A 12,926-nucleotide genomic window follows, 5' to 3' on the forward strand; every position below is an offset into this window, starting at 1 on the left:
AACGTCCGTGGAAAGAATAGAATCTGCTCGCATGAAAATATTCAGCTTGCTGTAACCGCTTAGCTCAAATGGTCGAACTAGCGAGTTACGCCCTTGGAACCGGACACAGGGCAGCCTGACAATTCATTTACTGATGCCTTCCGAGAAGCGAGTGCAAACATGGATATCAATTTCGAATGCACCATGTGCGGCAAATGCTGTCATGACCTCAAGCTGCCGCTAAGTGTCGGTGAAGCATTGCTCTGGCTCGAGCGCGGCGGTGACGTTCAGTTTCTGTGCGAAGCGGTTCCATGGCCCGACGAACCCGCCGAAGACAACCTGCTTGCGCAGCACAAGCGCCGTAGGTCGTTCGCTGCATCGAGTGGCGAGTTGCCTGCACGGATTGTGGTTGTCATCGCTGCCGCGTTCGAAGGTGCGTGTCCGCATTTGCTGCCCAATCTGAGCTGCGGCGTGTACGAAGATCGCCCGACTGTCTGCCGGATTTATCCGGCGGAGGTGAATCCGTTTATCGAGTTGAATCCGCAAGAGAAGGCGTGTCCGCCGGAAGCGTGGTCGCCGGACAAGCCGCTTTTGATGCGCGCGCATAGAATCGTGGATGTGCAGACGGCGGCGCTCATTAGTAAATCACGTTCCGCCGATGCCACCGATACCGGCGCCAAAGCGCTTGCTTGCAAGCATCTGGGAATCGATACAGCGGCGCTTGCCAATGAAGGCCTGGCGATTTATTCGCCGCTGCGCGAACGGTCGATTGCCGCGTTGAAGTCTGCGCGGGAGGCTTGCGACAGCAGTGATTTTGTGTCGGAGTGGAAGGTGGCATCGAACCGGAGAGAGACGGTCGAGACGCTTGCTTCCATCGGGGCGCTAGGCGTGTTCTGCACTGCGCAAAACGCCGCGTCATTTCAATATCTCGGGTTCTTTCCCGAGTCAGTCTAAAGCTCGTTAAGCGTCAGGATGCAGGCCGTTTCACCGTAAGCCGCGCTTCTAGAAAAAATACGGCGCTAAGAGCGCTGGCTAAAGCAAGCAAAGCCGCTAAACTCACGACAACCCGATATCCCGCCACGAACGACTCATCGATTGCGCGCATGACTTTCGCGTCTGAACTCGTGGCTGCAGCAAGCAATGGACGTTGTTGATCGACCTGTTGAACCTGCATTTGAGAAAGACCTAACGGTTCGAGGCGTGTACTAAGAGAGCGATTGAAGACTGCAGAGAGGATCAGGCCGAAGAGCGCGACAGCGATCAAACCGGCAACACGCGACACTGCGTTGTTCACACCGGACGCCACGCCCGACTGATTTTCGGGCGCCGCGTTCATGACCGACGTAGTCAAGGGCGCCACGCAGATTGCCATGCCCAAACCGAGAATGACGAGAGGCGCAAAAAACGTCGCCCAATAAGACCCGCCTATTCCCGGCCACGCGAGCAGTCCGAATCCAGCCGCCACGATCAGCGACCCGATTGTCAGCGGGCCCTTCGATCCATGCCGCGCGATCAATCCACCCGACCAGCGCGAAAGCAGGAAGATGATAAGGATAAGTGGTAAAAGGGCGGCGCCTGCTTGCGTCGCCGAATAATGCTGGACCTGAATCAGATTGAGCGGAAGAAAATAAAGAACTCCCCCGAGGCCCGCATATAAAAAAAGCGTGATCAGGTTCGCGCCGCTAAACGTTCGCGACTTGAACAGTGCCAGGGGCACCATCGGCGATGCGGACCGCGCCTCCACCAGGATGAATCCCGCAAGCGCAGCTACGCCGCCCATCGCGGCAACGAGCACACTCGTCCCGCCATTCGCGCCCTCGATCAACGCATAGGTGATACCGCCTAATCCTGCACATGCAAGCAGTGCGCCGGGCCAGTCGAGCCGGCTGGAAATCAACGTGTTCCGGCTTTCGTTCACGTACCGTATCGTCATCCATATGACGAGCGCCGCGAGTGGCACGTTGATGAAAAACACCGCGCGCCATGAGATGTGCTCGACGAGCCATCCGCCGAGGACCGGGCCGATTGCCGCCGTGATGGCGGTGAATCCCGACCACGTTCCGATTGCGCGGCCGCGTTGCGCAGAAGGATAAGCCGCGCTGATAAGAGAAAGACTGCCCGGCACGAGGAAGGCGGCGCCTATACCCTGGACGCCGCGGGCAAGGATCAGTGCATCGACAGACCCGACAAGGCCGCACCACGCAGATCCGGCGGCGAACAGTAAGACGCCCATCAGGAAAATTTTTCTTCGGCCGTAGATATCGCCCATGGACCCACCGACCAGCAGCAATGACGACAAGGAAAGCGCATAGGCCTCGACAACCCATTGCAGGTTGCTCGCGCTTGCACGCAGCGCGCTTTGCAGCGCGGGCAGCGCGACGTTGACGATCGTTCCGTCGATAAACGCCATGCTCGAACCGAGGATCGCGACGATAAGCACGGCCAGGTTGCCGGCGGTTTCGCGCGGTGGATTGGGTGGAGCGCTTGCTGCTGCCATCGGCTTGTCTCTGGTTCAAGGTGAACGCGTCGGCGCCCTCGAGGAAGCCATACCGGTCGTGGCGATTATATTTTTATTTGCGGTGGTGCGGTTGTTGCCGCCGTTATGTTGCCTCCCGGACGCGCGCAGGAACTGCTGCGGCGGCGCTAGCTCGATGATCGTACCTTGCTGTAAATCCCTTGGCGGTGCTCGTGTGAATGCCCAACTCCTTCTAAAACACGCCCGAAGTATTTCGCGGCAACAACGCAAAGAACAGAAAAAACAGCAAGCAAGCGTCGTGCAGTCAAAAAAATTGCTTCACGAGGAAGGTGACAATGAATGCAGTTCAGTGCAATCAGGAGCTTCTCATGATGCTGGGTCATCCGCTACTTTTCAAATCGCTGTGTTATGTCGACGGCCGCTGGATTCATAGCGACAGCGCGTCGACAGTCGCGGTGCAGAACCCCGCAGATCAGGAAGTGATCGGTCATGTTCCCATGCTCGACCGTCCGCAGATCGAAGGCGCTATAAGTGCGGCGCAACGCGCTTTCGATTCATGGCGATGGGTCCCGCAAGAGCGCCGCAGCGCAATCCTGCTGCGCTGGCATGAACTGATCTTGCGTCACCAAAACGACTTGGCCGGCATTCTTTCGCTGGAGCAGGGCAAGCCGCTGGCGGAATCGAAGGGAGAAATCGCTTATGCCGCGAGCTTCGTGGAATGGTATGCAAACGATGCCAAGCGTCTCGCCGGCCGCACGATTCCATCGCACATAAATGGCGCATTCCTCGGCACGGTCATGGAGCCGGTCGGCGTGGCGGCGTTGATCACGCCATGGAATTTTCCGGTCGCGATGATCACGCGCAAGGCCGCCGCCGCGCTTGCCGGGGGATGCACGGTGATCGTCAAGCCCGCGCACGAAACGCCTTTCTCCGCGCTGGCGCTCGCGCAACTTGCGGAAGAAGCGGGTTTCCCGGCAGGCGTTTTCAACGTCGTGCTGGGCGATCCGCAAATGGCGATGGATACCCTGGTGCGCGATGTCCGCGTGCGCGCCGTCAGCTTCACTGGATCAACGCGCGTCGGCGGTCTTGTCGCGCGTGCGGTCGCCGAATCCGGCATCAAGAAACTGGCGCTGGAACTCGGCGGCAACGCGCCGTTCATCGTGACGGAGAATGCGGATTTGGATGATGCAGTGCGTGTTGCGATTGGTGCGAAGTTCCAGGCATCCGGGCAGGACTGTTGTGCGGCAAATCGCATATTCGTGGCCGCGCCGCTGTATGAACGCTTCGTTGAACAATACAGCCGGGCGGTGCGTGCGCTGAAGGTCGGTGCGGCGTTCGATGAAGACGTGGACGTCGGTCCGCTCATGCACCAGGCGGCTTTTAATGCCACCGTTGCACGCGTAGCCGACGCCTTATCCAGAGGCGCACGCTTGACCGCGGGCGGACGGGCGCATGCGCGGGGCGGCTGGTTCTACGAGCCCACGGTCATCGCCGACGCGGCGGCCGGAATGCGTATTTACGACGAAGAAAACTTCGCACCGATATCGGCGGTCTGTTCATTCGAGACGATCGATGAAGTCGTGGCGAAGGCCAATGATACGGAGCATGGACTGACCGCTTACATCTGTGCAACGCGCATGGACACCATTTTCCAACTGGTGCGGCGGCTCGACTTTGCGATGGTCTCGGTCAACGGAGTGAAGTTCACGGGCGCTCCGGTTCCGTTTGGCGGCATGAAGGCGTCGGGACTCGGGCGCGAAGGTGGCGCCGAAGGTTTCGAGCCGTTCGTTGAAACCAAGTATTTTTGTCTGGGCAACCTCGGCATTCCTGTGACCGCGGAGGCGTAGGACGCTAATCAGCGCTACAAGACCGCCGTTGCTGAGACCCAAACTAATCGATGTAAAAGGAGTCACTCATGACGCAACAACTCGAGCAGCTATTCACAGAAGATCGTGCACATTTCATGCACCCGTCTACTCACGCCCACGATCACGCTAGCGGCACGCTCCCCGGCAAGATCATCAAGGGTGCGAACGGTATTCGTATTGAGGACCACGAGGGAAAGAGTTATATCGATGCCTTCGCAGGCCTGTATTGCGTGAACATAGGCTACGGTCGCACGGAAGTCGCCGAAGCCATCTACGAGCAAGCAAAAAAGCTCGCCTACTATCACACCTACGTGGGCCATTCAACGGACACGATCATCGAGTTGTCGTCGCGCATTATCGACTGGGCGCCGCAAGGCATGCAGAAGGTCTACTACGGAATGTCCGGTTCGGATGCGAACGAAACGCAGGTCAAGATTGTCTGGTACTACAACAATATACTTGGGCATCCGAACAAAAAGAAGATCATCTCGCGCGAACGCGGCTATCACGGATCAGGCATCGTTACAGGAAGCCTCACGGGGTTGCCGAGCTTTCATCAACACTTCGATTTGCCAGTCGATCGCGTTAAACATACGGTATGTCCGCACTGGTATCGCAAGGCGCCGGCCGGCATGAGCGAAGCGCAGTTCGTTTCATATTGCGTCGATGAACTCGAGAAGCTGATTGCGCGTGAAGGCGCCGACACCATTGCGGCGTTTATTGGCGAACCGGTCATGGGAACGGGCGGAATCATCGCGCCGCCGGAAGGCTATTGGGCTGCGATCCAGGACGTGCTGAAGAAGCACGATATCTTGCTGATTTCCGATGAAGTCGTATGCGGCTTTGGCCGGCTCGGTTCCAAAATGGGCGCGCAGCACTACGGCATGCAGCCGGACCTGATCACGATCGCCAAGGGCCTGACGAGCGCCTATGCGCCGCTTTCGGGCGTGATCGTGGGTGAGCGAGTGTGGGACGTGATCGATAAAGGCTCGCAAGAACATGGTCCCATGGGGCACGGCTGGACCTATTCGGGCCATCCGATCTGCGCGGCTGCCGCCATCGCGAACCTGAATATTCTCGAACGCGAGAACCTGACGAAGAATGCCGCGGACGTGGGCGCGTATCTCGGCGCTCAGCTTCACGCAGCGTTCGATCAGCATCCGCTCGTGGGCGAGGTGCGCAGCACTGGCATGCTGGCGGCGCTCGAATTCATGGCGGACAACGACGGCCGCAAGCCCTTCGATGCAGCGCTGAAAGTCGGCCCGAAAGTTTCCGCAGCGGCGCTGAAGCGCGGCGTGATTGCACGCGCGATGCCGCACGGCGACATCCTCGGCTTTGCGCCTCCGCTCGTGACTACGCGGGCCGATGTCGATGAGATCGTAGGTATCGTGAAGCAGGCGGTCGACGAGGTCGCAACGCAGACCATTGAGTGATCAGCAGATACGCCGGGTTCGCCCGGCTTTTTTTATCCGGCGAGTTCAGGATTCCGGGTTGGCGATATCGCTTTTGACGATCAGCTCGCCATGACTTGCCGCTGCATCTCGCGCTTCCTGGCGGGAAGGATAAGGTCCGAGCACAGGCGCGCCCTGAAACGGAAACAACATGCGGCCATCGGTTTTCCGGATGACTTTCAGCGTTCCGACGAACAAGCCTCCCGCGTTGATCTGATACGACGCGTAAATCGCAAAGTCCTCCGCGCTCATGGCGCCGCCTGGGGATCTGCTCTTGAGCTGGTTCATCGATAAAACAAGTTTCGGCTTCTTCATTGCTCGGCTTTGATATCAAACGGGGCTGCTTCCTGGAGATCAGGCGCCACGCATCTCTATGCAATCGCCAGTCCCGGTACCTTAGAACTGTCGGTGTGACGAGTGCGCTCAGACTTAGAGCGGTATGTATCAGCTAAGCGCGGTGCTCAGCTATTTAAAATCCGAAGGTTTTGCATGTTGAATGCCAACCTCGCTGCAGAAGGCAGCTGCAAATTTCCAAGCGGAGTTAAACGAACATATAAAACCTGCGAACTATTTACCTTGGCAAAGTCTGGACACCTTACGCGTTCATCAAAATCGGGCATTTTTGCTGCTTATGAAACTCTGCTAACGCTTAAGCGACGAAGGTAAAATATTGCGCGATTAGCGAGTGTTCAGACCTTTTGAAATGCTCATCTGCGCCGCGAATTTCCGTGTCCGTTATTAAAAACGCCGCCTCATGAACGACAGACAACCGACCGCCAGTTCCAGCCATGCCTTTCTCGAGAGGGGCGGAGAAGTCGCAAAGATCATTGCATCGAAGGACTGGTCGAGTACGCCACTGGGTCCCGTCGCCGGCTGGTCGAAGACGCTTACAAGCACCATCTCGCTAATTCTTCAGTCACCTGTTCCTATCGTGACCTTGTGGGGCGAGGAAGGCGTCATGCTTTACAACGACGCCTACTCGGTGTTCGCCGGCGGCCGACATCCACAACTGTTGGGATCGAACGTGCGGGAAGGCTGGTCCGAGATTGCCGACTTCAACGACAACGTCATGAAGGTTGGTCTCTCCGGCCGCACGCTGCGTTACGAGGATCAGGAACTGACGCTGCACCGTCATGGCCGCGGCGAACAGGTGTGGATGAACCTTGACTACTCGCCCATCCTCGGCGAAAACGGTGTTCCCGTCGGCGTGATTGCAATCGTGGTCGAGACCACGGCAAAGGTGCGGGCCGAGCGCTGGCTGAGCGGCGAACGCGAACGTCTGCGCCGGATGTTCGAACAGGCGCCCGGCTTCATGGCGATGCTGACCGGTCCCACGCACGTCTTCGAATTGGCGAACGCCGCGTTCACGCAACTAGTCGGCGAGCGCAACATCATCGGCAAGACCGTGCAGGAAGGGTTGCCGGAACTCGAGGAGCAGGGTTTCGTCGGGATCATGGATCGCGTGTATTCGTCCGGCGTCCCGGCCTCGGGAACTGCGCAGGCCATCGTGCTGAACCGCATGCCGCAGGCGCCCGCCGAACAGCGTTATGTCGACTTTGTTTATCAGCCGGTCCGCAACGAAGCGGGCGGAGTGATCGGCATCTTCGTTCAGGGAACCGATGTCACCGACCGTCTGCTGGCGGAACGCGCGGTCCATGAGAGCGAAGAGAAATTTCGCACCTTCGCCCAGGCCATGCCCAATCAGGTCTGGGCCGCTCGCAGCGACGGGGAATTCGAGTGGTTCAACGACCGCGTCTACGAATACAGCGGCGTGGCGCGCGACGGTCTGGACAGTCACGCGTGGAGCACGATCATTCATCCGGACGACCTCCCGGCGGCTGCCGGCCAGTGGCGTGACGCGGTGGCATCGGGTACGACTTTCGAGTGCGAATTCCGCATTCGCCAGGCCGATGGCGTGTACCGGTGGCATCTCTCCCGCGCGTTGCCCATTCACGATAACGCCGGCTACATTGCGCGCTGGGTCGGAACGAACACGGATATCGAAGACCAGAAGTCGGCGGCGCGCGCACTCGAGCGTTTGAACAAGACGCTCGAACAGCAGGTCGCCGAGAGCAATGCGGATCGCGACCGGATGTGGCGTCTTTCCACGGACATCATGCTGGTCGCCGATTTCGAGGCGAACATCGTGTCGGTGAATCCGGCATGGAAGCAGCTTCTGGGCTGGGACGAAAAAGCCTTGCTCGGCCGCTCGTTTGTCGACTTCGTTCATCCTGAAGACCGCGCCAGCACGCTCAGCGAAGTGAGCGAACTCGCCGACGGCGTGCGCACCTTCAAGTTCATCAATCGATACCAGCGCCGCGATGGCGCCTACGTCACGCTTTCGTGGACGGCCGTGCCTGACGAGCACTTCATTCATGCAGTCGGCCGCGATATCACCGCCGATCGCGAGGCAGCGGAAGCCTTGCGGCGCACCGAACTCGCGCTTCAGCAATCGCAGAAAATGGAGACCATCGGCAAGCTGACCGGCGGCGTTGCACACGATTTCAACAACCTGCTGCAAGTCATATCCGGCAATCTGCAATTGCTTGCAGCGGATGTCGCCGGCAGCGAGCGCGCCGAGCGGCGCCTATCCAACGCTATCGCAGGTGTGAATCGCGGTGCGAAGCTCGCCAGTCAGCTGCTGGCGTTCGGCCGGCGGCAGGCGCTCGAACCGAAGACCCTCAGGATCGGGCGGCTTATCGCGGGAATGGAGGACATGTTGCGTCGCAGTCTCGGTGAGGCGATCGAGGTCGAAACAGTGGTATCGGCGGGTTTGTGGAATACGTTTGTCGATCCAACGCACGTTGAGAACGCCATTCTCAATCTCGCCATCAACGCGCGTGACGCCATGGACAACTCGGGCAAGCTGACGCTGGAAGTCGGCAATGCACTGCTCGACGATGCCTACGCCCGCGATCACGCCGAGGTCACGCCGGGCCAGTACGTGATGCTCGCGGTGACCGACACCGGTTGCGGCATGACACCCGAAGTCCTCGCGCAAGCCTACGAACCGTTCTTCTCCACAAAGCCCGAAGGTAAAGGTTCGGGACTCGGATTGTCGATGGTCTATGGTTTCGTCAAGCAGTCCGGCGGCCACGTAAAGATCTACAGCGAACCCGGCCACGGCACGACCGTCAAGCTGTATTTGCCGCGCACGCACGACAAGGAGGACCTTGCCGTGATTGCCGAGATGGCGCCGGTGCTTGGCGGCGAAGAGACCATCCTGGTCGCGGAAGACGACGAACAAGTCCGCGCGACGGTCGTGGAAATGCTCTCGGAACTCGGGTATCGCGTGCTGAAGGCGAACGACGCAAGCAGTGCGCTTGCGATCATCGACAGCGGCATGCCTATCGACTTGTTGTTCACCGACGTGGTCATGCCAGGACCGTTGCGCAGCCCGGAGCTTGCACGCAAGGCGCGTGAACGGGTGCCGGGCATTGCCGTGCTGTTCACGTCCGGTTATACGGAAAACGCGATCGTGCATGGCGGGCGGCTGGATGCCGGCGTGGAACTGTTGAGCAAGCCGTACACGCGCGAGGCGCTGGCAAGGAAGCTGCGGCATGTGTTGTCGAATCAGCGGCAGCGTGTAATCAGTTCTTCGATGCAGGCGGCGGGATCAGCCAGGGCGTTATCCGCTACGTCCGCAGGTGGCGCAAGCTCGCCGCCCACGCGCGTACGCCATATCCTGTTCGTTGAAGACGACGACCTCGTCCGCTCGATAACCGCGGAGCTATTCGAGGCGCTCGGGCATGTGGTGCATCAGGCAGGCGACGGTCCTGCCGCGCTCGCGTTGCTTCAGAGCGAACCCATCGACGTGTTGATCACGGACGTGGGACTTCCCGGCATGTCAGGTGAAGAACTTGCGCTGCGTGTGCGCGCGTTGCGCGAGAATCTGGACGTGGTGTTTGCAACCGGTGACCATAACCATGTATCGGCGGTGCCGGGCGCGCGGTTCCTCACCAAGCCGTACGACACTGTCAGCATCGAAGCAATCTTGCAGCGGCTCGGAGACGCGTGAGTCAGAAGCCAAAAAGTCTTGGTGCCGCCGTCGGCAATTAGTGCGGCACTTGCATCATGCTTTCATTCCCGATACAACCACCTTCGGCGATCTTTACCGTTTGTGGTCGGGCCCTGCCAATCCCGCCAAACATTGGCCGATGGCAGCGATACTTAATCGCGTCCGCGCGATCGTTCTGCACGTAGCCTGTCTGAACACCGTTCGGGAATGCGCAATGAATGCAAGCTTGAATGTCAATCCGATGTGCCGCCGTTGCGGCGACCCGGTCGATCCCGATGCGGAAATCTGCCCGTCGTGCGGCGCGATTGCATCGCCTACGGCGGTCCGCACATCCGCGTACTCGACGATGTCCGGCAAGACCAAGGGCCTGATTGTCACCGCGTTCGTAGCGGTAGTGGGCCTCGCGGCCTACACGTTGATGCCCGGCTCGATGCGCAGCGCTCCGCCCGATATCAATGCGACTGACAACGCCCGCACGCTCGAGGCCGATCGAAATCGCGCGCGTGAGATTCCATCGGAGAGCCGGCGCGATGCAAGTGTCTCCGCCGCGCTCGATGCCGTTCGTGAAAGCATTCAGCGCCACGATATCGATTCGGCGAAGGTCTTGCTCGCGGCCATTCTCGCGTTGCATCAAGACAACCCGGAAGCGCTGGCATTGCGGGAAGAAGTGAAAACGAGCGAGCGTCAGGACAAGCCGCCCGCGCCCGCGCTTCCTGCGAACACGCCGCCCGCGAAAGTTGCCGATACGCGTCGCGCACCAACTGTTGTTGCCGCTGTGGATGCCCACAAGCCCGCAAGCAAATCGCACACGCATGAGCGCGTCACGCGATCGTCGAAAAAAGCGCCGGCTGTAGCGAGTGCGAAAGCGCAGCCGCATAAAGCGGTGATGGCCAGGACGAATGTGCCGCGGCCGCAGGTTGCTCAAAAGCCGCGCGTGATCGTGCGCGAGGCGCAAGTGAAGCAAGTCCGGGCCGAACCTCTTACACCTCAATCAAGTGATTCGCGCGCCGTGCAAACCGCAAGCGGCGCGCCGCTCGTTTCGAACGGTCAGCAGAAAGCATCGTCTGTTCAAAACGGATCGGGCGGTGCTGTACAACCCGAGCGCTGGCGCGATCGCGGCGGCATGCGCTAGGTCTTCACGCTGTTTTCGAAGCGGTTTCCGCCACTGGCGCGCAGTCTTTTTCGGACGCCATTCTGAGGTAAGCGGCCGCGAGGCGCCTTAGTTCGTCCTCCGATGCATCTTCAATCCCGATCAGATGATTGTCGGCTGAGCGATGAGAGGCGAGCAGCTCATTGAGCTTCAAATGCAAGGCCACGCTGTCCTTGTTCTGGCTTTGCTGGATCAGGAACACCATCACGAATGTCACGATGGTCGTTCCCGTGTTGATGACGAGTTGCCAGTCTTCTGAATAGTGGAAGACGGGCCCGGTCACGGCCCAGACAACAATGCTGATCACAGCCATGCCAAATGCCACGGGCGAACCAGCCCATCGTGTGACCGCGCTTGCGAACGTATCGAACGCGCGGGTGAGCGGGTGCCGGCCCGCATAAGCGGGACTCGATGTGTCAGGTACGGTGTGAAGCGTGTCCGTTGACGAGGGGAGCGTTTCCTTACGCATCGCTTTCTCCTTATGTTTCACTAGTGCTCCGACGCGAAGTGAGCAATAAGCGTTCCGAGGTCGACGATCGCTGGACAAGATTACGAGCGGGTGAGCGAAGGCCGCGGCCTGTGGAAAGCGGAGTGAAGGGCGAAAACATTTTGATCCGGAGCACGTGCCCGGTGATCTGCGACCGGGCACTGAAACACGTCTTAGAACTTCGCGCGGATGCCGCTGAACACGGCAACCTGGCGGTTTGTAGATGAAGCCGTGCCCGCGTCCGCAATCGCGGCGATCTTGCTGTAGCCGCTGCCCACGCGCGTGGAGGCATCGCCCGAAGCAAGTTGATACACGCCCGAAAGATAAAGCTCCGTACGCTTCGAAAGCGCGTAGTCAAGTCCGAGCGTGAACTGGTGCCAACGCGGCTTGAGCGAAGCGCCGCCCGTTCCTGGCAAGTTGTTCGCGCGTCCATCGGTGAACGTGTACACGCCGAGGACCGTGACCGCGCTCGTCACGAGATAACGCAGGTTCGCGTCGTAGTTATTGAATTTCCGCGATGAGCCGTCGTTGTAGTCGAGCTGCGTATGGCTGAACGCGAATCCCGCGGTGGCTCGGCCGAGCACATAGCTTGCGCCTGCCACTGCGATCTGCTGACGCAGCACGCCGCCGTTGAGGCCATAGAAAAGCGCGCCGCTGTAGTCATCGCCGGTCGTGGTCGATGCACCGCCCACGGCGCCGGCGGTGTTCGTGGTCGTATCGGGATGATTCAGCACCACGTAACCGCCGCCCGCCGACAGCGGACCCGCCGCGTAGTTCGCCGATACACCCCACGCGCGGTTGTTGCTGAACCCCTGGCCCGTGCCGCTGTTCGCCTGGTTGCTGAACGCATACAGCGTGTCGAGCGTGAAGCCGGAAAGGGTGTCGCTGCGAAACTTGATCGCGTTGTTGATGCGGAAGGTCTGGTTCAGGTTGTCGTTGTCGCCCACGTGCGTGGCCGGCGACCAGAATCCCGAGCCCGCGTATTGCGCGACGAGGTCCGCCAGCGGCTCATATTGACGCCCGAGCGTCACCGTACCAATTCCGGTCTTGGCAATTCCCACGAACGCCTGCCGTCCGAACTCACGGCCACCTTGACCTAATGTGCCGTCGTTGGGACGGAAGCCGTTTTCCAAAGTGAAGACCGCACTGAGTCCGCCACCCAGATCTTCGGCACCCTTGAGGCCCCAGCGGCTGCCGCTCAGCTTGCCGCTCGTCTGCTGGAAGTTCTTCGCGCCTTTCTGATTGTTCGTGTAGGTAAGCCCTGCATCGACTATTCCGTACAGCGTGACCGAGCTTTGCGCTTGCGCTAATGCAGGGGCGATAACCATGATGCCGGTTGCGCCGGCCAGTACGACTCGTTTCATCGGTGTCCTCTTGTCCAAGTAGTTGTGTCGATCAATTTTCGGACCCCGATCTTAGGGTTCATCGCCAACGGACAGAACGATGAAATTTAGCTTCGTAATACAGACGATCCGGATTTGTAAAGTTGAACCAAGG

General features: G+C 59.5%; 9 protein-coding genes. 5 read left to right on the forward strand and 4 right to left on the reverse strand.

The features are described from left to right. Positions 1 to 159: 159 nt before the first annotated feature. Entirely contained in the window at positions 160 to 933 is a 774-nt protein-coding gene (locus ASG35_RS30400; protein ID WP_056366808.1) for a YkgJ family cysteine cluster protein, read from the forward strand. Positions 934 to 946: 13 nt separating this feature from the next. On the opposite strand, the gene ASG35_RS30405 is transcribed toward ASG35_RS30400, so the two are convergent. Continuing rightward, complete coding sequence (locus tag ASG35_RS30405) at positions 947 to 2,476, reverse strand: DHA2 family efflux MFS transporter permease subunit (protein ID WP_056366811.1); 1,530 nt, start codon at positions 2,474 to 2,476, stop codon at positions 947 to 949. Positions 2,477 to 2,823: 347 nt separating this feature from the next. On the opposite strand from ASG35_RS30405, the gene ASG35_RS30410 reads away from it, so the two are divergent. Both ASG35_RS30410 and ASG35_RS30415 read left to right on the forward strand, forming a co-directional pair. Then, the gene (locus ASG35_RS30410; RefSeq protein WP_056366981.1) at positions 2,824 to 4,302 is read left to right on the forward strand and encodes an NAD-dependent succinate-semialdehyde dehydrogenase; all 1,479 of its coding nucleotides are present in this window, start codon (positions 2,824 to 2,826) and stop codon (positions 4,300 to 4,302) included. A gap of 68 nt (positions 4,303 to 4,370) precedes the next feature. Then, complete coding sequence (locus tag ASG35_RS30415; protein WP_056366814.1) at positions 4,371 to 5,756, forward strand: aspartate aminotransferase family protein; 1,386 nt, start codon at positions 4,371 to 4,373, stop codon at positions 5,754 to 5,756. Between the two features lie 45 nt (positions 5,757 to 5,801). Here ASG35_RS30415 and ASG35_RS30420 read toward each other — a convergent pair whose 3' ends face one another. Beyond that, positions 5,802 to 6,089, reverse strand: coding sequence for a DUF6723 family protein (locus ASG35_RS30420; RefSeq protein ID WP_235527792.1), 288 nt, complete (start codon positions 6,087 to 6,089; stop codon positions 5,802 to 5,804). Between the two features lie 439 nt (positions 6,090 to 6,528). Here ASG35_RS30420 and ASG35_RS30425 point away from each other — a divergent pair, with 439 nt between their 5' ends. Both ASG35_RS30425 and ASG35_RS30430 read left to right on the forward strand, forming a co-directional pair. Continuing rightward, a complete protein-coding gene (locus tag ASG35_RS30425; protein WP_056366816.1) occupies positions 6,529 to 9,792 on the forward strand; it encodes a hybrid sensor histidine kinase/response regulator in 3,264 nt (1,087 codons plus the stop codon). Positions 9,793 to 10,006: 214 nt separating this feature from the next. After that, positions 10,007 to 10,924 carry a zinc ribbon domain-containing protein gene (locus tag ASG35_RS30430; protein ID WP_156393450.1) on the forward strand — a complete coding sequence of 306 codons (918 nt, stop codon included), beginning with the start codon at positions 10,007 to 10,009 and terminating at the stop codon, positions 10,922 to 10,924. A gap of 4 nt (positions 10,925 to 10,928) precedes the next feature. Here the strand turns inward: ASG35_RS30430 and ASG35_RS30435 are convergent, their stop codons facing one another. Both ASG35_RS30435 and ASG35_RS30440 read right to left on the reverse strand, forming a co-directional pair. Beyond that, entirely contained in the window at positions 10,929 to 11,411 is a 483-nt protein-coding gene (locus tag ASG35_RS30435) for a low affinity iron permease family protein (RefSeq protein WP_056366822.1), read from the reverse strand. 191 nt (positions 11,412 to 11,602) lie between these two features. After that, the gene (locus ASG35_RS30440; protein ID WP_056366825.1) at positions 11,603 to 12,793 is read right to left on the reverse strand and encodes a porin; all 1,191 of its coding nucleotides are present in this window, start codon (positions 12,791 to 12,793) and stop codon (positions 11,603 to 11,605) included. Between the last annotated feature and the right edge of the window lie 133 nt (positions 12,794 to 12,926).

It is taken from the genome of Burkholderia sp. Leaf177, assembly GCF_001424345.1.
GTDB lineage: Bacteria > Pseudomonadota > Gammaproteobacteria > Burkholderiales > Burkholderiaceae > Caballeronia.